Source organism: Flavobacterium sp. T12S277 (assembly GCF_048514875.1).
GTDB lineage: Bacteria > Bacteroidota > Bacteroidia > Flavobacteriales > Flavobacteriaceae > Flavobacterium.
This window is the reverse complement of record NZ_JBLYEG010000007.1, coordinates 67,420-87,857: the sequence shown is the minus strand read 5'-3', so window position 1 is coordinate 87,857 and position 20,438 is coordinate 67,420. Positions and strand designations below refer to the sequence as shown.

The window sequence follows — 20,438 nt, the reverse complement described above, 5'->3', positions numbered from 1 at the left end:
AAATACAATAAATCATGAGTTTCATAAACAGTATTATAAAGGTCTTTGTAGGTGATAAATCACAGAAAGATGTCAAAGCTTTACAGCCTTACTTAAACAAAATTAAAACATTCGAAACTAGCTTAATGAGTTTGTCTCACGACGAATTAAGAGGCAGAACCGTATTTTTTAAGGAGAGAATAAAAGAAGCCAGAGCTGATAAAGATGCTAAAATTGCTTCGCTTAAAGCAGAAGTAGAAAACATCGAAGACATCGACAAAAGAGAAGATCTTTATGATGCAATTGATGCTCTTGAAAAAGAAGCTTACGAAATCTCAGAAAAAACTTTACTGGAAATCCTTCCGGAAGCTTTCTCTGTCGTAAAAGAAACTGCACGTCGTTTTAAAGACAACTCGTTTATCGAAGTTAGTGCAACTGCAAGAGACCGTGAATTTTCGGCTACCAAACCTTATATTGTTATTGAAGGTGAGAAAGCAGTTTGGGCAAACAAATGGAATGCTGCCGGAAAAGATATTACCTGGGACATGATTCACTATGATGTTCAGTTAATTGGTGGTATGGTTTTACACGAAGGTAAAGTTGCCGAGATGCAAACAGGGGAAGGTAAAACTTTAGTAGCTACACTTCCGCTTTACTTAAATGCTTTAACCGGAAACGGAGTTCACTTAGTAACTGTGAATGATTACCTTGCAAAACGTGATAGTACCTGGAAAGCCCCTTTATTCGAATTCCACGGTTTAACAGTTGATTGTATCGACAATCACCAGCCAAGTACAGAACAAAGAAAAAAAGCATACGACGCTGATATCACTTACGGAACCAATAACGAATTTGGTTTTGACTACTTAAGAGATAACATGGCACATTCGCCAAGCGATTTAGTACAAAGAAAACACAATTATGCCATTGTCGATGAGGTCGATTCTGTATTAATTGATGACGCCAGAACTCCTCTTATTATTTCAGGGCCGGTTCCACAAGGAGACCGTCATGAATTTAATGAATTGAAACCAAAAATTGAAAACTTAGTAGCACAGCAACGTCAGTTAGCAAATGGTTTCCTGGCAGAAGCTAAGAAATTAATCAAAGAAGGAAACACTAAAGAAGGTGGATTCTTATTGTTAAGAGCTTACAGAAGTTTACCTAAAAACAAAGCATTAATTAAATTTTTGAGTGAAGAAGGAATCAAACAATTGCTTCAAAAAACCGAAAATCAATACATGCAGGATAACAATCGCGAAATGCACAAAGTAGACGAAGCTTTGTATTTTGTAATTGAAGAAAAAAACAATCAGGTTGAATTAACCGATAATGGTATCCAATACCTTTCAGGAGATACTGATCCGGACTTTTTCGTACTTCCGGATATTGGAACTGAAATTGCCGCTATCGAAAAACAAAAACTGGACAAAGATGGTGAAGCGGAAGCTAAAGAAAGATTATTCCAGGATTTCGGAGTAAAAAGCGAGCGTATTCATACCCTTACCCAACTTTTAAAAGCATACGCACTTTTTGAAAAAGATGTAGAATATGTGATCATGGACAACAAGATTATGATTGTCGATGAGCAAACAGGTCGTATCATGGATGGCCGTCGTTATTCTGACGGTTTACACCAGGCGATCGAAGCTAAAGAAAACGTAAAAATCGAAGCTGCTACACAAACTTTTGCAACCGTTACATTACAGAATTATTTCAGAATGTACAGCAAATTAGGTGGTATGACCGGTACGGCTGTTACTGAAGCCGGAGAGTTATGGCAGATTTATAAATTAGACGTTGTTGAAATTCCAACCAACCGTCCGATTGCAAGACAAGACAAAGAAGATTACATCTACAAAACGACACGTGAAAAATTCAACGCTGTTATTGAAGACGTTACGCAATTATCAAACGCAGGAAGACCAGTATTGATTGGAACAACTTCTGTAGAGATCTCAGAATTATTAAGCCGAATGTTGAAAATGAGAGGCGTTACACACAACGTTTTGAATGCTAAAATGCACAAACAAGAGGCACAGATTGTTGAAGAAGCTGGTAAAGCCGGAGTGGTAACTATTGCAACCAACATGGCTGGTCGTGGTACCGATATTAAATTATCTCCAGAAGTAAAAGCTGCCGGAGGTTTAGCAATCGTTGGTACAGAGCGTCATGATTCGCGTCGTGTAGACAGACAGTTACGTGGTCGTGCAGGACGTCAGGGAGATCCGGGAAGTTCTCAATTTTATGTTTCACTTGAAGACAACCTAATGCGTTTATTTGGTTCTGAAAGAGTAGCTAAAGTTATGGACAGAATGGGACTTCAGGAAGGTGAAGTTATCCAGCATTCGATGATGACTAAATCTATCGAGCGTGCACAGAAAAAAGTAGAAGAAAACAACTTTGGTGTTCGTAAACGTTTATTAGAATATGATGACGTAATGAACTCTCAACGTGAAGTAGTATACAAACGTCGTCGTCACGCATTATTTGGTGAGCGTTTGAAACTGGATATTGCAAACATGCTTTATGATACTTGCGAATTAATCGTAAGCAACAATAAAATAGCCAATGATTTCAAAACATTTGATTTTGATTTAATTCGTTATTTCGGAATTACATCTCCAATTTCTGAAGCAGATTTTACAAAATTAACGGATATTGAAGTTACCGGAAAAGTGTACAAAGAAGCTTTATCTTTCTATACTGAAAAAACAGAAAGAAGCGCCAGAGAAGCTTTCCCAATCATTAAAGGAGTTTACGAAGAGCCAAACAATCATTTTGAGCGTATCGTAGTGCCGTTTACAGACGGTATCAAAACGCTGAATGTGGTAACTGATTTGAAAAAAGCATACGACAGCGAAGGAGCTCAGTTAATCGCTGATTTCGAGAAAAACATCACCCTTTCTATTGTTGATGAGGCCTGGAAAAAACACTTACGCAAAATGGACGAATTGAAACAATCTGTTCAATTAGCCGTTCACGAGCAAAAAGATCCATTGCTTATTTACAAATTAGAGGCTTTCAATTTGTTCAGAGGAATGTTAGACAACGTTAATAAAGAAGTGATTTCATTCTTGTTCAAAGGTGATTTACCGGCTCAAAACGTTCCTGAAATTCACGAAGCTAAAGAAGTACGTCAAAAAGAAAACTTCAAATTAAGCAAAGATGAAATTGTAAACAGCGAAGAAATCAACCGTGAAGCGGGAGAAACCCAACAACGCCAGGTTACAGAAACAATTGTGAGAGACATGCCAAAAATCAACCGTAATGATACTGTAACCGTTCAGGAAGTTGCAAGCGGCAAAACAGAAACAATGAAATTTAAAAAAGCGGAATCTTTAGTAGCCTCAGGCGAATGGGTTATCGTTAAATAATAAAGACTTTTAATTAAGTAAACCCGACAGGTTTTTGAAACCTGTCGGGTTTGTTATTTTTAGAATATCCGCAAGTGTAAAATACCTGCGGATATTTTTTTAGAAAAAAATCAATTTTTGTTCGTTCAAAAAATGATTATAATGTATTTTTGCAATCGAAACAACGAAATCAACTCTTGAAGAAGTTATTTACCATATTTCTTTGCTGTATGCTCTTAGTGCCCTCATTCGGCAGTTTTGTTGTTTATACCACTTTCAAATTAAATCAGGACGAAATATCAAAAACAATTTGTGTGCAGCGCAAAATGGTTTTTAATACCTGTAACGGTCGTTGTGAACTTCAAAAAAGTTTAAAAAAATACGCCGATAATGAAAAGAAGATGCAAAACAACCTGAAAGAAAAATCAGAAGTTGTTTACATTCAAAATACCAGTACAGCAGATTTCAAATTGGTAGCACCTATTACAGTTGCAGCAAAAATTTATGCTTCTTTAAACGAAAAACCAATTTCGGTTTCTATCGCGACCTTTCGCCCTCCATCCTATTTTATATAATTTTTAAATCACATTTCAATACCAATTGAAATGATTTTCATTGTACCCAAAAAACAATGAAAACGTGTCTACGCACACCTTACATTTAAATTTACAATTATATAAAATTCACAAAATGAAAAATACTTTATACAAAGCCCTTACTATTGTAGCACTATCTATATCCTTAGTTTCATGTTCAAACGATGACAATAACGAAACTGTTTCAGGAAGCGGAAACATTACCTTAAAATTCGACAACGCTTATGGTGCCAACGATCTTATTTTAAACACACAAGGCAATACAACTTCAAACAACGAAGTACTAAAAATCAACCTGGTAAAGTATATCGTGAGCAATGTTGTTTTCACAAAAGCGGACGGTACTACTTTTACCTATCCAAAAAGCAAAAGTTATTTTATTGCCGATGAATCTACTGCTGCCGGTCAGCAATTTAAACTAACAGATGTTCCTGCAGGTGATTATGTTAAGGTAAAATTCGGAATCGGAGTTGACGAAGCGCAATGGAAACTGGGTGCTGCGGGTCAGGGAGATTTTCTGGCACAAGCAGACGCTGCCGGTATGATGTGGTCATGGGCTGCAGGATATAAATTTCTTGCTTTCGAAGGTACTTTTACCTCTGAAACGGTTACAAAAGCTACCCCATTTATGATTCATACCGGAAAAACAGGAACAGATTACAACTACACTGAGGTAACTGTAGATTTTCCAACAAAAGCTTTGGTTCGTTCCAACATTACTCCAGCGGTTCATATTATTACAGATCTTTCTAAAATAATTGACGGTCAGAACAAAATCAAACTTTCCGATAACAATATGGGCGGTATGGGCGCTATGATTATGGGTGGTGCAAAACTGCCATTGATCACTCAAAACATTTCGACAATGTTTAGAGTAGACCACGTACATAACGACTAATTTATTTTTAAGAAGTACAAACCTCAGGCGAAACAAAACCTGAACTTTTCCAACCTACCTTATCTTTTGTGTCCGCTAAAATGGACACAAAAGGATACTGGTAACGGAAAATAACACTGCTGCTTCTGCAAATCAAAGAGTAATTCTCGTAAAAAATCCGGCCAGTTCTGCTTTGCGTCAACTCGTATAAACGGCGGCGGAAAAATTCTCTTTACTCTTTTTACACTTAAAAAATCATGCTGAAAATAAAACATTTTCTATGGTTGCTGCTTCCGCTGATGTGGAGCTGCTCTGATCAGGAAGAGGAGTATGTAAACCTTCCTTTAGAATTTACAGTACCTTCTAATTTTCCTGCTTTAGCCTATAATCTTGCGCAAAATCCCCCAACCGAAAAAGGATTTGAACTGGGTAAAAAACTATTCTATGACGGACGTTTAGCGTCAGACGGAGTAGTTTCCTGTGGCTTTTGTCACATACAGGCCAATGCTTTTACCCATCACGGACACACCGTAAGTCACGGTGTAAACGATGCTCAGGGAACCCGAAATACGCCATCGATTCAGAATCTGGCCTATCAGCCAATATTTATGTACGATGGAGCTGCAGACCATTTAGACCTGCAACCTATCGTTCCCTTAACAAGTATTATCGAAATGAATGGCGATTTGAATGCCATTTTAAAAATGATGAAAGGCGACAAGGAATACCAAAAATTATTTGGACAGGCTTTTACCGATGGAGAAATCTCAACCGAAAATATGCTGAAAGCGCTTTCGCAGTTTATGGTTATGGTAACTTCTTCCAATTCAAAGTTTGACAAATACAGACGTAAGGAAGCCGGCGGAACTTTAACCGCTGATGAATTGGCCGGATATGATTTATTCAAATCAAAATGTGCTTCCTGTCATGCCACCGACTTACAGACAGACAACTCATTTCGCAACAACGGCCTGGCCGTAAACCCAATGATCAATGATGTTGGAAGATATAAAGTCACTGAGCTAGCAAGCGATTATTACAAATTTAAAGTGCCCAGTTTACGCAATGTAGAAGTCTCAGGACCTTATATGCACGACGGACGATTTGGCACTTTGGAAGGTGTTTTAGAGCACTATGCACGTGGCATAGAATCTTCGCCAACTCTGGATCCGATATTAAAACAAAACGGAAAGTTTGGAATTACACTTTCTGAAACGGATAAAAAACAAATCATCGCTTTCCTTAAAACGTTAACCGATACAGACTACCTGACCAACAAACGTTTTGCTGAATATTAAAAATACGGTAATAGTCTACCCGATACTTTCTTCTGTGAAAATTTGTGCAGACTGTAGCCCAAAAAAACATAATGAGAACCGAAGTCCTAGCCCCGATAGAGGCGGTATCCTTTTGGGGTGATTTTTTTCACCACAAAAGATAAAGCCGAAAGCGGGATTAGCTTCTAAAAAAAATTAAAATGAAAAAGATATTAGTAATGTTCACCCTTTTGACTGGTTTATCGGTCTTTAGTTTCACCGCAAAAGACAGTATTTCTGCCTTCACTTTCCAACGTATGGCCCTGATGGAAGATTTTGACTGTGATGCCTGCGGCTGTTCTGCAAGTGGCGGAAGTATGGGGTTTAGTTCTATGCTGAACAATAATTTTGTGGGGCTGAGATATTTCAAACAAAGTTATACCAGCCGCGACGGGATTTTTGCAAACTCTCCCTGGATTGATGAAAATTTCAATACGGTTCAGGCATGGGCGCGCATCCCGCTTACAGAGAAAGTACAAATTTCGGCATTGGTTCCGTATCATTTTCATGAAAGAAAACTAACCGCCGGAACCGAAAGCATCGCCGGTTTAGGAGATATTACGGTAATGGCTTTGTACACGGTTTTTGAAACACAAAAGGACAGTACATTCTTTACGCATAAAATAAATCTGGGTGGTGGTGTTAAAATTCCCACGGGAAAATTTACGGAAGCCAACAATTTAGGAAGCGTCAACCAGAGTTTTCAATTAGGAACCGGGAGCTGGGATTTCCCATTGGTTTCAGAATATGTAGTGAAACATAAAAATCTGGGGTTAAACACTACGCTGAATTATATTTTTAAGACACAAAACAGCAAAAATTACCAGTACGGCGATCAGTTTAACTATGCCGCTACCTTCTTTTACTTGTTTGATACAAAATCGATTCAGATTGTTCCGCAAGCCGGACTGGCAGGAGAACTTTACCAAACGAATAAACAGCACAATCTGAATTTACCCAATACGGCCGGTGATATTTTGTTTGGAAAATTTGGTATTGAAGCCGGAAAAGATAAATTTTCGATCGGTGTAAATGCAATGCTGCCTATTACTCAGAATCTGTCCAATGGCAATATGGAAGCCAATTACAGATGGAGTATTAATTTGAATTATACTTTATAAACTTGACATTGATTCTGTACAAAATCCAGAAATAATATCTAATCCCTAATTGCAAATGTAGTTAGGGATTTTTTATATTTGAACAACCTAAATACACTCAATCAAAAATTGAAAAAGAATCTTTGGCACTCATTGCGACTCATCTGGACTATTTGCTTTAGTTTTTTTTTCATTCTAATGATTAAAATAACATGGCAGTACATACCGCTAAAAAGTGACGTTGCTTTTCTTCAAATAAAGCAAACCGAGATTAGCCAGATTCCTTTTTATTATCCAATATTTTACGTTCATGTCTATTCGGCTATTTTTATTTTGTTTGCCGGTTTCTTTCAGTTTAATGCTACTATTTTAAAAAAATATCCCGCGACACATAGAAATATCGGTAAATTTTATGTTCTTGTTGTGCTTTTCTTAAGTGCGCCTTCTGGCTTCTTTATTGGTCTTTTTGCAAACGGTGGTCTTTACTCTAAAATCTCTTTTACTACTTTGTCTCTTCTTTGGTTTTATTTTACACTCAAAGGTTTCTCTTCTATAAAAAACAAAAACATCGAGCAGCATAAGGCCTTTATGTTGCGAAGTTTTGCTTTAACATTTTCTGCAATAACATTACGTTTTTGGAAGGTTATTCTTGTATATTTGTTTCAGCCAGCACCTATGGATGTCTATCAAATTATTGCATGGCTGGGCTGGATTCCTAATTTATTAATCGTTGAGTATTATCTTTATAACCAATTAAAAAAATGAAAAACCTTTTTTGTCTACTAGTATCAATATTACTTTTTTCCTGTAATTCTAAAGAGAAAAAAATGACAAAAGACATCGCCGAAGATCAACCTAAAGAAATTAGAACCGATTTATATGGCTCCTACGTAGGTGATTTTACAATTCTGGAACGCGATACAACAAGACCTGAAAAAGAAAACCATATCAATAAGATTAACATTGTGATCAAAAAAATCACATCCTCGGAAGTTACAGGGCAAAGTATAGTTGCCGGAAACAGCAGACGACTTACTGGTGAAATGACTATAAAAGGAAACACTGTTCATTTTAGACTAAATGAACCTGGCGACGATAAAAATGATGGCGTTTTTGATTTTGAAATAAAAAATGACACGCTTTTAGTAGGAACATGGACTGCTAACAACACTAAAAAAGAAGTTAGGAAAAGAAAATTTGAACTCACCAAAAAAGAATTCAAGTATAACCCGAATGTAATGCTTCCGGAGGAAGGAATGTATATCGATTATGCAAATCCAAAAGAGAAAGAAGTAACAGAGGTAAATGATGATCCTGAAGTTAAAGAGACCGAAACTTATATGGAAACGGTATATAGAGCCGCGTCAGAAAGTATTATTTTACTAAATTCCTCCACACAAAAATTAAAAGAATCTGATATTAAAAACCTAAAGAAAATTGATTTAGAGATTCTTAGAAATACCATTTTTGCCAGACATGGGCTTACTTTTAAAACGAAAACAGTTCGTCAGTTTTTTGATAATATTGAATGGTATATCCCTGTTTCGGATGATGTTAATAGTGAATTAACATCGGTCGAAAAAGAAAATATTGTTTTATTAAAACGTTTTGAAAAATATGCCGAAGACAATTACGACTCTTTTGGAAGATAGGTGTTTTTAGCCACAAATATCGCTTTAAAAAAGGGACAAAGTAGCAAAGGGACAAAGTTTTTTAGCCATGAATTCACGAATGTTTAATCAAAATACATTCGTGAATTCGTGGCTAAATATTTTCTATCTGGGATTTTCTTCGTAGTACCTTGCTTCGATTCGTTTAATATCTTTAATCGAATTTTTCGCCCAGGCCAAACGTTTCTCCAGAATTTCTTCTTCGGATAAATGCCAGTCGATATCTGATTTTTGCAGTCGGTTTGTTAGGTTTTGAATGATAATGGCCGCCGAAACTGAAATATTCAGACTCTCTGTAAAACCAACCATTGGAATTTTAAGAAAACCATCGGCTTTGTCTAAAATTTCCTGTGACAATCCGTCTCTCTCGGTTCCGAAGAATAATGCACTGGGTTTTGTAATATCAAAATCTTCCAGCAAACAGTCATTTTCATGCGGTGTGGTAGCAATAATCTGATAGCCTTGATTTTTTAACGTCGAAATGCAGGTACTAACGGAGTCATACTGATGAATATCCACCCATTTTTGGGCTCCCATCGCGATTTCTTTATCGATTTTTTTTCCGTAACGCTGTTCGATCACATTAAGTTCCTGAATTCCAAAAACCTCACAACTACGCATCACAGCGCTTGTATTGTGCATCTGAAAAACATCTTCTACCGCAATTGTAAAGTGCTTTGTACGGTTTCCGAGTACTTTCAGAAATTTTTCTTTTCGGTTATCGGTTAATATATTTTCAAGGAAAGCGAGGTAATCTAAATCAATCATTTCAATCTTATTTGTGACAAAAATACATTTTAAATAAAACAGAAAGAAAAATTCAGGATTATTTTCAATGTGCTGCGTCCTCTAAAAATATATTCTCCAGCCTCTCGTGCAAACTGTTTACCCCTGTTAAATCGATCTCTAAAACTTCTTCATTAAAAGAGTCCCCTGTAAAAACCGCTTTTTCATTTTTAGAATGTGTCTGGAGTCGTTCGTACATTCCCTCAAGTTCCTTGCTACTATAATCGACTGCCATAAAGGAGATAAACTTTTCAATGACACTCTTCATCCCGTCGTTATAGTTGAGTTTTACAACATTTTGATCGGTCTTATAAAAATCCAGAAAGCCCTGAAAATATTTCTCCAGCACCAGAGCTCCATATTGCTGGAAACTAATTTCACTAATTTCTTTAGCAGAAATTCCAAAAACCTCAGGAGGCAATAAATTCGGAACCATATGCATTCCCATCATTTTTTGATGTGATTTTAAAACTTCTGTCGGATTTCTGTAAAGCAAAGCAAAAGGCAGTTCCGGGAATATCGATCTCAGATAAGTGGCTTTAAAAATATGCCAGGCATCCAGTTTTACAATTAAATTCTGTTGCTCCGGAAATCTTTTCTGACCTAAAAAGGTGAGTAATGCTTTTAAAAGCGCACTTTTTTTCTCCAGACCAAAATTGTGACTTCTTAAAATTTCGTCAATAAGAGGTGCTTCCGAAATCATGATGTTTTCAGCCGAAGTAGCCAGTGACTGACTTAACATTGTAGATCCGCATCTCGAAACATGAAACACCAAAGCTTTTAACTCAACCGAAGCAAGCTCCTGAGACCACTCAATTAAATTTTCGACCGTACTAACGGCTTTAAACGAACTGGAATTATACGCATGGCTTTTACATTTAGAAATGGTTTCATCAAAAAAAGGATCAATGTACCTTTTGTCGCCCAGGTACAGCCATTCCAGATAAACGTCATTTTCTTTCTCAATCAACTTATAGGGAATCCAATTAAATAAAGGATGATTTGTATTTTTCATTTTCAGTATTTATTTGGATTGTAAATCGGCAATAATCTGGGCTCCTGCTGCCGAAGGATTTCTGGAAAGTTCTGCAATAATCTGTTGTTTCATCTCCTCAGAATACTGTTCTTTTTTTCGGGAATAATGAATATCAAAACCCATCTCTGTGAATAATTGATCCGACCATTCATTTCGGATACAATCCAGCGTGAGATGGATACGCGCTTCAGCACTTTTATTTGCTACGCTATGCGGAAGCTGAAAATTAGCATACCAGCACTCCCCCATTCTCATAGGAACCAATTTTTTATCCACATAGAAAAATACGTCAGGATTTGTTATGATCGGAACATGAATTCGAAAAAAGCCATCTTCATAAGAGGTATCATTATCGGTATGCTCTTTTATTTCGCTTTGAGGCCCTAACCGAAGCAAACGCACAGCCTCTTTTTCGCATTGAAACCAATCCATAATCTCTTTAAAATAATGGCACCGATCCAGCAGCTCCGTATTTTTATAGCCTTCGTTGGCAAAAGAAGTAATATCATTTATTAGACCCGACTGTGATCTTAAGGACACACTTGTCCAATTGCCTTCGTAGCGGCCGGTATTAAAATGAGGCGTCCATAAATCGTTTTCACATAAAGCGAATTCTTTCTGCAATTTATCTATTGAAAAAGAAACGGGAAGTTTACTCGAAGAAGGATTCATATGCGTTTTTAAAGATTAAATTAATAAGTATTCCTGGGGCTTGTAAATATATAAATTTTACAAACGCTTTACCATCAAAGAAATAAGTAAAACAGTTCGAATTTGAAAACCTGCGGCCATTTAATGTTAAGCCAAATCAGGCAAACTGTCTATAATAAAATCATACAGTTTATGGGTTGAAAAAGAAACCGTTTCGAAATCGGTATTCAGTACTAAATCGGCGTTTACAGGAACCTCAAAAACATCACTTATTCCGGTAAAATTATTTATTTTGTCACGGTCACTGTCGGGTAACAATGCTTTTTTATACAGTCCTTTTGGGTCTCTTTTGATTAAGTTATTGATGGAACAATCTAAATAAACCGTTCTGACAAACTGATGATTTCTCAACTCATTTCTCAGATTTTCATAGGGATTAATGACTGACATCAAAACAATGGTATCCGACACTACAAAATTTCGCCCGACATTAAAAAGCCGTCTGACGTTTTCACAGCGGTCTTCCTTGGAAAATCCCAGATCTTTACAGATTGTTTTTCGATAGACATCGCCATCAATTATCTCTACTTTATAGTTTTTTTCTACTAATAACTGACGAACATTTTCAGCCAATGTGGTTTTACCTGAACCCGATAATCCTGTGAATTGTATTAAAATCATTGAAAAACTCTTTTTTTTATTCCTCACTAAAACTAAATCATTTGCAAGATTCAGACAACAAGTATAAATACGCTTTTATGGTACCTCTAAACTACTAAAAGAATTGTGCAGGCCGTACGCTTTTCTTCAAAATATGAATCAGTAAATCACTATTTTCATCCTTTAATTAGAACAAAATGAAAAAGAAGTTAGTTGTTTTAACCGGAGCCGGAATTAGTGCCGAAAGCGGAATCAAAACTTTTCGCGATAGCGATGGCTTATGGGAGGGCCATGATGTAATGGAGGTGGCTACCCCTGAAGGCTGGAGAAAAAATCAGGAATTGGTTCTGGACTTTTACAACAAAAGGCGTCAGCAACTTAAAGAAGTAGAACCCAATGCCGGGCATAAAATTCTGGCCGAATTAGAGCAGGATTTTGATGTACACATTATCACTCAGAACGTAGACGATTTGCACGAACGCGCCGGAAGTACAAAAGTGCTGCATTTGCATGGGGAATTGCTAAAGGTACGAAGCACTCAAAACCAAAATATAATTTTAGACTGGACAGAGGATTTGCATACCGGCGACACAGACCAAAACGGACATCAGTTACGCCCCCATATTGTATGGTTTGGCGAAGCTGTTCCGGCACTTGAAGAAGCAATCGAAATTACCGAAACAGCCGATTATTTTGCAGTCATTGGAACGTCCTTACAGGTATATCCAGCGGCAGGGTTAATTTCATACACCTATACGATCACACCCGTTTTTTATATTGATCCAAATCCAATTGCGATTCCGAATATTCAGAACAAAGTGGAAGTAATTGCCAAAGTAGCATCACAAGGTGTGGCGACTTTGAGAGATTGCTTAAAATCTGGGCTCTAGTTTTTGATTAGTGCTTAGTTGTTAGTCCCTAGTCCTTAGAAGTAAGATCCGAAGACTAACAACTAAGGACTAGGGACTAAAGACTAACCTTTTTTATCTGTTTTTATCCGCAAATTCTGTTTATATTTGTGCCTTTCGAACAAACAACATAACAATGACTACTTTAAACGAATTGAACGCTATATCTCCAATTGACGGAAGATATAGAAATAAAACCCTTTCATTAGCACCATTTTTCTCAGAGGAAGCTCTAATCAAATACCGCGTATTGGTTGAAGTTGAATATTTCATCGCTTTATGCGAAGTGCCTTTACCGCAGCTTGCAGGTATAAACCCTGATTTGTTTGACAGCTTAAGAAATATCTACAAAAATTTCTCTACTGAAGACGCTCTTTGGATTAAAGAAACTGAAAAAGTAACCAACCACGATGTAAAAGCTGTGGAATACTTTATCAAAGACGCTTTTGAAAAATTAGGTTTATCTCCATACAAAGAATTCATTCACTTCGGATTAACATCTCAGGACATTAACAATACCGCGATTCCGCTTTCTACAAAAGAAGCTTTTGAGCAGGTTTATATGCCTTCATTAATTGCCTTAATTTCTAAATTGAAAGAATTAAGCGTAGAATGGAGAGATATTCCAATGTTGGCCCGCACACACGGACAGCCTGCTTCACCTACTCGTTTAGGAAAAGAAATTTTAGTTTTTGTAGAGCGTTTAGAAGAGCAAATGCGTTTGTTATTTAATATTCCGTTTGCCGCTAAATTTGGTGGTGCAACCGGAAATTACAATGCACATCACGTAGCTTACCCACAAATTGACTGGAAACAATTTGGTAATAAGTTTGTAGAAAGCGATTTAGGCTTACACCATTCATTTCCAACCACTCAAATTGAACATTACGATCATTTTGCTGCATTTTTTGATGCTTTAAAAAGAATCAATACCATTATCATCGACTTAGATCGTGATATCTGGACGTATGTTTCGATGGATTATTTCAAACAAAAAATCAAAGCAGGAGAGATTGGTTCCTCTGCTATGCCACATAAAGTTAACCCGATTGATTTTGAAAATTCAGAAGGAAACTTAGGAATTGCCAATGCTATTTTTGAACATTTGGCCGCAAAATTACCGGTTTCAAGATTGCAGCGTGATTTAACAGACAGTACTGTTTTGCGTAACATCGGAGTTCCTATAGGTCATACGATTATTGCTTTTGAAGCTTCTTTAAAAGGTTTAAACAAGCTATTGTTAAACGAGGCTAAATTTGCCGAAGATTTAGAGAAAAACTGGGCTGTTGTAGCCGAGGCGATTCAGACAATTTTACGTCGTGAAGCTTATCCAAATCCATATGAAGCTTTGAAAGGTCTGACCAGAACAAATGAAGCAATTGACAAAAAAGCCATTCATAATTTTATTGCCACTTTAGAAGTTTCTGATGCTGTAAGAGCCGAATTAATGGCCATTACCCCTAGCAACTATGTAGGAATCTAAAGAAAACCTATCATATTTTCGCAAAAAAAGCTATCTTTATCGATAGCTTTTTTTATTTACAAATCGTACTAAAAAATTAGCCACACGATTTCACTCCCCTTTTTATTTTTTGAAGGAGTTGCGAGTGAACATAATTTACATTGAAAAGCTGTTCTTTCAGGAAACTATTTTTTTAACAAAAACTGAAACAACAAGCTGAATGATTTCCATAACAAAAAACACTACTCTATGATCGCCTTAAATGCCGCTGCAGAAACTACCCACCATTTACAACCCTTAATTAGCGACTTAGGTCTAATCCTGCTGACTGCAGGAATTGCTGTTTTATTATTTAGATTAATCAAACAACCCTTAGTTTTAGGGTATTTAATTGCCGGTTTTCTGGCAGGAAATCATTTTGATTTCTTCCCTACCATTACCGAGATGAAAAGTGTTGAAGTCTGGGCAGAAATTGGTGTGATCATCTTATTATTTAGCTTAGGTCTCGAATTTAGTTTTAAAAAGCTAATGAAAGTCGGCGGAACAGCCTCTATAACAGCCATTACCCAAATTATCACTATGGTCGTCATTGGTTATATGGTCGGGCGCTGGATGGGCTGGGCACAAATGGACAGCATCTTTTTAGGAGTCATACTCTCTATTTCCTCCACAACCATTATTCTAAAAACTTTTGATGAACTGGGTGTAAAAGCTCAAAAATTTGCCGGAATCGTAATCGGGTCTTTAATTGTGCAGGATCTTGTTGCAATTTTAATGATGGTATTACTTTCTACTATTGCGGTAAGCCAGCAGTTTTCGGGAGGTGAATTGATGATGTCTGTTTTGAAACTGATTTTCTTCCTGACCGTATGGTTTCTGGGCGGAATCTTTTTTATCCCAACATTGCTTAAAAAAGCCAAGCATTTACTGACTGACGAAATGCTGCTGATTATATCGCTAGCCCTTTGTTTAACGATGGTGAGTTTTGCTGCAAACGTAGGTTTTTCACCGGCATTGGGTGCTTTTATCATGGGTTCTATTATTGCCGAAACCACACAGGCAGAACATATTGAACACCTTATTAAACCTGTAAAAGATTTATTTGGGGCTATTTTCTTTGTATCAGTTGGTATGCTTATTGACCCTAAAATGTTATACACACATGCGTTGCCTGTTGCCATTTTAACTTTTGTAACCATCATTGGTCAATCGGTGAGTTCGACTATTGGGGCGCTACTGGCCGGTCAGCCTTTAAAACAATCGGTACAAACGGGAATGAGTTTGTCGCAAATTGGGGAGTTCTCGTTTATCATTGCTACTTTGGGAATGACGCTGAACGTAACAAGTTCCTTTTTATATCCTGTAGTTGTTGCTGTTTCGGCCATCACCACTTTTACAACGCCATTTATGGTAAAATATGCGGTGCCGTTTTCTGATTTCCTGGAACGAAAGCTTCCTCGAAAATGGGTTAAAAACATCAACCGTTATAGTGTCAATGCTCAGGCCATAAAATCAGTCAGTACGTGGCAAAAAGTACTGAATGCCTATATCATTCAAATCGTTTTACATACTATTGTTATCGCAGCCATTATTTTATTATCTGTAAAATTTGTTGCGCCTTTAGTGGCAGAAACAAGATTCGGAAATGCATTGGCAGCCCTTATTACTCTGGTGATTATTGCTCCGTTTTTATGGGCACTTTCCCTTCGAAGAGTTGCGGTAGAAGAAGTGGATACTTTATGGGAAGAACGCAAATACCGTGGTGCCATTTTAATGTTGATTCTGATTAGAATGAGTCTTGGACTGTTCTTAATTGGATTCTTGCTAAACATCTTCTTCTCTCCTTTGGTTGCCCTGATTGCCTTAGTGGTTGCTGTTGTAGTTTACCAAATATTCCCGAAAAAACTAAACGAACAATATCATAAAATTGAAAATCACTTTCTTAAGAATTTACACGATCGTGAAAACAAAAAAATCGACAGACGTTATGCTAATTTAATGCCATGGGACGGTCACATGTCATTTTTTGATATTGGAACCGAATCAAATTTAGTGGGTAAAACCCTTGAAGAATTGCGTATTAGAGAATCAATGGGAATCAATATTGCTTACATCAAAAGAGGAGATATCACGATTCCTATTCCGACTAAAAACGAACGTCTGTTTCCTGGTGATGAAATTTGCGTTATTGGTACAGATGCCCAGGTTACTGAATTCAATAAATATCTCAACCAAAACGAAATTGAAGCTCCTGCAAACGTAGAAGAATCTGAAGTTGTACTGCGCCAACTGGAGATTTCCAATGAGGATTTTATTCAAAAAAGTATCGGACAATTTAGAGGAAGAACCGGTGGACTTGTTGTAGGGATTGAAAGAAACGGTAATCGTATTTTAAATCCTGAATCTCGCTTAATTCTGGAAAAAAATGATATCATCTGGGTCGTTGGTGATAAAAAACGAATGTCAGATTTATTAAAAGTAAAATAACTTAAAAAAATAAGCTGCTCAGAAAAACAGCTCACTATCAAAAAACATTTTTGATAGTGAGCTGTTTTATTATATTTCGGTTTTGACAGTAATTATTTAAACGGCTGCATTTTATCACATTGACATTCACAATTAGGATCACTGGTATTCAGAACGGTTAAATATCTTTGATAAAAACCTCTTCTGGATTGTGTTTTGTCATTATCAGCTTTATTGCACTCCAAAGCACCATTGATAATATTAATCGTAGCTCCAAAACCTGGTTTACGCCCTTCATTAATATCCACTTGGGCAGGTACCCACTTACCCACCATCACGACATGACAAGAAGGTTTAGGAGCCTGTGGGGTCATCCAAAACCATATTGCAGTCTGGAACGCCAAAACAGCATCTTTGGCTACATTTTCAGGATTTTTAAGCAATATGTTTTTATCTCCATATAAAAACTCACTTATCTGCCCATAATTGTAGTTCCAGCTCAACTGTATTGGCCCTCGGCCGTGATAGGACTTCCCGGCAACCGGAGGATAATCCTTGTTATTCTCATCTCTATAACCAGTGGTACTATTACTATCATACCCTACCTCTTCACGAAAGTGTAAACCCCATGAATAAGCTCCTCCGGGTGCTGTCGACCAGCCCCCTGTGGTTTCATGAGATATATTGGCCAAAAAAGCAGCTAGTTCTCTTTTACGAACTTCCAAAGAACCACTTCTTATAAAATCTGCATAATCAACTTCTTGTTTAACTATAGCGGTAGTATTCCAGGAAGCACTGAAATCAGCATCTTCTTTAATCACTTTGGTCTCATTAGTGGATTTTTTAGTACGGGTTATTTTCTGAAACCATCCTTTTCTTTCGATTACAACCTTTATATCGGCCATAAGATCCGTCGCTTTCATCAGCGCATCATAGGTAAAAAAATCTTTTGAAGGATTCACAATCCAGTTATTACTCTGCTCTGCTCCATAACGGTAAGGGAACAACTCTAAAAATTGCTGTTGACTTATAAGCTCTTTTAGCCCCGCATTATTCCCTGAGGTATCCGGAGTATCCGGTTTTACAGGTTCTTGATCAGGTTCTTGATCAGGTTTAGGATTTTCGGTCGTTGGATTCTTCTTTTCTTCCAGATTATCATCACTGCAAGAAGATAATAAGAAAAGGAAACTAAATAAAGTAAGCAAAAAAGCAAGTCGTGTAAATTTCATTAATACGTTTTTTGTGTGGGACATTCACTGTACAATTAATGTTATTTTTTTTAAATCATGATGGAGTTTTATTCTTTGGATTTCTCCAAATTACCAATTGTTAAAGCTAGTAATCCCCTGCACTGATTCCTTGTATAGGTATACGGGTGACAAAACTCCTTAATTGATGCATTCCTGCAGCAAAGTTACCATACCAATCTTTTATTATGGGGACCAATTCAATACCTGGCAGCTTTTGTTTCATAAATGGTCAATTCACTTCTTTATACCTCTCTTCTAAACAACATAATCCCGAAATTATTATTCTCTACTCTTGAATCTCAAAAAAAAATCCGGGTCTTTAAGACAGAACTCTTAGAAAACCGGAATCTCACTTGATTTTGGAAAAAGATGATATTATCTGGGTCGTTGGCGATAAAAAACGAATGGTCGAGTTTATAAAAGAGGTACTGAGGTGCTAAGGTACTGAGCTACTAAGGTTCTAAGGTTTGGAGTTATTAAAACTTCTTACCTTAGAACCTTAGTTAATATTTACAAAAATCCACAAGAAAAGACTTTGCGACTCAAAAACTTAGTCCCTCAGAACCTCAGTAGCTTAGCCCCTTACTTATTAGGCTGCGGAGTTATACGCAAATAAGGTTTTATCGGAGTATATCCTTTTGGGAATTTCGCAGGAATATCACTATCCGGAACTGCCGGTGTAATCACAACGTCTTCTCCGTCTTTCCAGTTGGCAGGAGTTGCCACACTATAATTGGCTGTTAATTGCAGACTGTCAATCACACGAAGCAATTCATCAAAATTTCTTCCTGTTGAAGCCGGATACGTCAACGTTAATTTTATCTTTTTATCGGCACCAATTACAAATACAGAGCGTACGGTGAATTTGTCGCTTGCATTAGGATGCAGCATATCGTATAAAGTAGCGATTCTTTTATCTTCATCGGCAATTATCGGAAAATTAACCGTTGTATTCTGGGTTTCGTTGATGTCTTTGATCCACTCTAAATGAGACTCCAAACCATCCACGCTCAGTGCGATAACTTTTGTATTTCTTTTGGTAAATTCCGGAAGATAATTGGCAACTGTTCCTAATTCGGTAGTACATACCGGAGTAAAATCAGAGGGATGCGAGAATAAAACACCCCAGGAATCTCCCAACCATTCATGAAAATTAATTGGTCCTTCGGTTGTTTCTGCATGAAAATCCGGAGCAATATCTCCTAATCTTAATGTTGACATAATTGTATATTTTTTAGTTTCTCTAAAATTAGTCAAAAAAAGAACAAAGAAAACACTGATTTTCTAAAAAAACGTTAAAGTTCTATCTGCTCTATCTAATTAGTATTTAAAACTAAATAAAACGCACTATACAATACCAGACCGCAAGGGTTACAAACGAAATCGGGATTCCGAAACCAATCATCATACTGCTCAATTTTGGCTTCAATCCATAGGTCGAAGCTAAGATAGCTCCCGTAATCATGGGAGGCATTGCCATCTCCATAATGGTTATTTGAATGGCTTCAGAATGTTGTTTGAAAATAAAAACATACAAAACCAAAATAACAAACGGAACTACTATAAGCCGGAAGAAAAGTCCGAGTCGCAAAAATTGCCAATGCTGGCTTTTTCGGTCGAAAGTAAGCTGTAATCCCACCGAAAGTAAAGCCAAAGGAGTTACCAAACTTCCCACTTTTAACATAACAGACTGAATATTTACATCTAAATCGTACTCGAAGACATTCAACAGACAGGCTGTAACAAAAGTAACAAACGGAGGAAATAAAATTATTTTTTTGAAAATACTAAAAGAATCCGCACTGCCTTTAGAATAAAAAGCGGCTACAAAAACTCCCAGCGTCGAAACCACCACAAAAGTACCCGGCTGATCGACAAGAATTGCCGTTTCTAAACCTTTTTTCCCAAACAAAGCCTCAATAATGGGGTATCCCAAAAAAGAAGAATTACTTAATCCGGCAGTTAAAATCAAACAGCCAATTAATCTGTTGGACCAGCCCAATCTTCTGCCCAGAAAGTGAAAAAATACAAAAGCCAGTAAAAAACTAATCCAGCCCGAGAGTATCGGAAACAGTAATTCATTGCTCCATTTTATTTTTGGAATATGGTACAACGTAATTGCGGGCAGACAAACATAAAGTACTACCTTATTTAAAACCTTATAAATATGAGTTGGAAATTGCTTTATATGCTGCAAAAGCAAGCCCAAAGCAAGAAATAGAAATATTTGAATAAAGTTGTTCATATCATTGAGTCCTGACAAAAATAGACATTTATTGCTTGATGTGTAAAACATTTTAAACCACTTCCTTAAGTTTTTTTGTT

The 20,438-nt window shown here is 36.9% G+C and carries 17 protein-coding genes; 10 read left to right on the top strand and 7 right to left on the bottom strand.

Translation table 11 applies throughout. The features are described 5' to 3' along the window. Window positions 1–14: 14 nt before the first annotated feature. The 7 genes from secA (at window position 15) to ACN1CN_RS12160 (ending at window position 8,876) form a co-directional block, all read left to right on the top strand. Entirely contained in the window at window positions 15–3,356 is a 3,342-nt protein-coding gene (gene secA, locus ACN1CN_RS12190; RefSeq protein WP_264525002.1) for a preprotein translocase subunit SecA, read from the top strand. A 209-nt stretch (window positions 3,357–3,565) separates the two neighbouring features. Then, complete coding sequence (locus tag ACN1CN_RS12185; protein WP_264525003.1) at window positions 3,566–3,910, top strand: hypothetical protein; 345 nt, start codon at window positions 3,566–3,568, stop codon at window positions 3,908–3,910. Window positions 3,911–4,025: 115 nt separating this feature from the next. Continuing rightward, window positions 4,026–4,829, top strand: coding sequence for an MbnP family protein (locus ACN1CN_RS12180; protein ID WP_419135859.1), 804 nt, complete (start codon window positions 4,026–4,028; stop codon window positions 4,827–4,829). Window positions 4,830–5,065: 236 nt separating this feature from the next. Next, window positions 5,066–6,106, top strand: coding sequence for a cytochrome-c peroxidase (locus ACN1CN_RS12175; protein WP_291285564.1), 1,041 nt, complete (start codon window positions 5,066–5,068; stop codon window positions 6,104–6,106). Between the two features lie 179 nt (window positions 6,107–6,285). Further along, window positions 6,286–7,245 (top strand): transporter, encoded by a 960-nt coding sequence (locus ACN1CN_RS12170; RefSeq protein WP_419135858.1) that lies wholly within the window; start codon window positions 6,286–6,288, stop codon window positions 7,243–7,245. Between the two features lie 177 nt (window positions 7,246–7,422). Continuing rightward, window positions 7,423–7,989, top strand: coding sequence for a DUF2306 domain-containing protein (locus tag ACN1CN_RS12165; protein ID WP_419135857.1), 567 nt, complete (start codon window positions 7,423–7,425; stop codon window positions 7,987–7,989). Window positions 7,990–8,051: 62 nt separating this feature from the next. After that, a complete protein-coding gene (locus tag ACN1CN_RS12160; protein ID WP_419135856.1) occupies window positions 8,052–8,876 on the top strand; it encodes a YARHG domain-containing protein in 825 nt (274 codons plus the stop codon). A 123-nt stretch (window positions 8,877–8,999) separates the two neighbouring features. On the opposite strand, the gene ACN1CN_RS12155 is transcribed toward ACN1CN_RS12160, so the two are convergent. From ACN1CN_RS12155 to cysC, 4 genes are all read right to left on the bottom strand, one after another. Further along, the gene (locus tag ACN1CN_RS12155; RefSeq protein ID WP_264526350.1) at window positions 9,000–9,662 is read right to left on the bottom strand and encodes a TrmH family RNA methyltransferase; all 663 of its coding nucleotides are present in this window, start codon (window positions 9,660–9,662) and stop codon (window positions 9,000–9,002) included. Between the two features lie 64 nt (window positions 9,663–9,726). Beyond that, window positions 9,727–10,695 carry a sulfotransferase family protein gene (locus tag ACN1CN_RS12150; protein ID WP_419135854.1) on the bottom strand — a complete coding sequence of 323 codons (969 nt, stop codon included), beginning with the start codon at window positions 10,693–10,695 and terminating at the stop codon, window positions 9,727–9,729. 9 nt (window positions 10,696–10,704) lie between these two features. Further along, window positions 10,705–11,388 carry an aspartyl/asparaginyl beta-hydroxylase domain-containing protein gene (locus tag ACN1CN_RS12145; protein WP_419135853.1) on the bottom strand — a complete coding sequence of 228 codons (684 nt, stop codon included), beginning with the start codon at window positions 11,386–11,388 and terminating at the stop codon, window positions 10,705–10,707. 126 nt (window positions 11,389–11,514) lie between these two features. Continuing rightward, window positions 11,515–12,075: an adenylyl-sulfate kinase gene (cysC, locus tag ACN1CN_RS12140; protein WP_419135852.1), complete on the bottom strand. Its 561-nt coding sequence runs from the start codon at window positions 12,073–12,075 to the stop codon at window positions 11,515–11,517. A gap of 149 nt (window positions 12,076–12,224) precedes the next feature. On the opposite strand from cysC, the gene ACN1CN_RS12135 reads away from it, so the two are divergent. From ACN1CN_RS12135 to ACN1CN_RS12125, 3 genes are all read left to right on the top strand, one after another. Then, a complete protein-coding gene (locus ACN1CN_RS12135) occupies window positions 12,225–12,917 on the top strand; it encodes an SIR2 family NAD-dependent protein deacylase (RefSeq protein WP_419135851.1) in 693 nt (230 codons plus the stop codon). 154 nt (window positions 12,918–13,071) lie between these two features. Beyond that, complete coding sequence (purB, locus tag ACN1CN_RS12130; RefSeq protein ID WP_291285556.1) at window positions 13,072–14,418, top strand: adenylosuccinate lyase; 1,347 nt, start codon at window positions 13,072–13,074, stop codon at window positions 14,416–14,418. A 228-nt stretch (window positions 14,419–14,646) separates the two neighbouring features. Next, complete coding sequence (locus ACN1CN_RS12125) at window positions 14,647–16,884, top strand: cation:proton antiporter (RefSeq protein ID WP_419135850.1); 2,238 nt, start codon at window positions 14,647–14,649, stop codon at window positions 16,882–16,884. Between the two features lie 92 nt (window positions 16,885–16,976). On the opposite strand, the gene ACN1CN_RS12120 is transcribed toward ACN1CN_RS12125, so the two are convergent. From ACN1CN_RS12120 to ACN1CN_RS12110, 3 genes are all read right to left on the bottom strand, one after another. Beyond that, window positions 16,977–18,092 carry a chitinase gene (locus ACN1CN_RS12120; RefSeq protein WP_419135849.1) on the bottom strand — a complete coding sequence of 372 codons (1,116 nt, stop codon included), beginning with the start codon at window positions 18,090–18,092 and terminating at the stop codon, window positions 16,977–16,979. A gap of 603 nt (window positions 18,093–18,695) precedes the next feature. Then, a complete protein-coding gene (locus ACN1CN_RS12115) occupies window positions 18,696–19,334 on the bottom strand; it encodes a peroxiredoxin (RefSeq protein WP_173966145.1) in 639 nt (212 codons plus the stop codon). 112 nt (window positions 19,335–19,446) lie between these two features. Beyond that, on the bottom strand, window positions 19,447–20,358 hold the full coding sequence (locus ACN1CN_RS12110; RefSeq protein ID WP_264525017.1) for an AEC family transporter: 912 nt from the start codon (window positions 20,356–20,358) through the stop codon (window positions 19,447–19,449). Window positions 20,359–20,438: the final 80 nt, after the last annotated feature.

Bases quoted from the DNA above. Each gene is read 5' to 3' on its own strand.
- secA (WP_264525002.1), top strand. From the start codon at position 15: ATGAGTTTCATAAACAGTATTATAAAGGTCTTTGTAGGTGATAAATCA.
- ACN1CN_RS12185 (WP_264525003.1), top strand. From the start codon at position 3,566: ATGCTCTTAGTGCCCTCATTCGGCAGTTTTGTTGTTTATACCACTTTC.
- ACN1CN_RS12180 (WP_419135859.1), top strand. From the start codon at position 4,026: ATGAAAAATACTTTATACAAAGCCCTTACTATTGTAGCACTATCTATA.
- ACN1CN_RS12175 (WP_291285564.1), top strand. From the start codon at position 5,066: ATGCTGAAAATAAAACATTTTCTATGGTTGCTGCTTCCGCTGATGTGG.
- ACN1CN_RS12170 (WP_419135858.1), top strand. From the start codon at position 6,286: ATGAAAAAGATATTAGTAATGTTCACCCTTTTGACTGGTTTATCGGTC.
- ACN1CN_RS12165 (WP_419135857.1), top strand. From the start codon at position 7,423: ATGATTAAAATAACATGGCAGTACATACCGCTAAAAAGTGACGTTGCT.
- ACN1CN_RS12160 (WP_419135856.1), top strand. From the start codon at position 8,052: ATGACAAAAGACATCGCCGAAGATCAACCTAAAGAAATTAGAACCGAT.
- ACN1CN_RS12155 (WP_264526350.1), bottom strand. From the start codon at position 9,662: ATGATTGATTTAGATTACCTCGCTTTCCTTGAAAATATATTAACCGAT.
- ACN1CN_RS12150 (WP_419135854.1), bottom strand. From the start codon at position 10,695: ATGAAAAATACAAATCATCCTTTATTTAATTGGATTCCCTATAAGTTG.
- ACN1CN_RS12145 (WP_419135853.1), bottom strand. From the start codon at position 11,388: ATGAATCCTTCTTCGAGTAAACTTCCCGTTTCTTTTTCAATAGATAAA.
- ACN1CN_RS12135 (WP_419135851.1), top strand. From the start codon at position 12,225: ATGAAAAAGAAGTTAGTTGTTTTAACCGGAGCCGGAATTAGTGCCGAA.
- purB (WP_291285556.1), top strand. From the start codon at position 13,072: ATGACTACTTTAAACGAATTGAACGCTATATCTCCAATTGACGGAAGA.
- ACN1CN_RS12125 (WP_419135850.1), top strand. From the start codon at position 14,647: ATGATCGCCTTAAATGCCGCTGCAGAAACTACCCACCATTTACAACCC.
- ACN1CN_RS12120 (WP_419135849.1), bottom strand. From the start codon at position 18,092: ATGAAATTTACACGACTTGCTTTTTTGCTTACTTTATTTAGTTTCCTT.
- ACN1CN_RS12115 (WP_173966145.1), bottom strand. From the start codon at position 19,334: ATGTCAACATTAAGATTAGGAGATATTGCTCCGGATTTTCATGCAGAA.
- ACN1CN_RS12110 (WP_264525017.1), bottom strand. From the start codon at position 20,358: ATGAACAACTTTATTCAAATATTTCTATTTCTTGCTTTGGGCTTGCTT.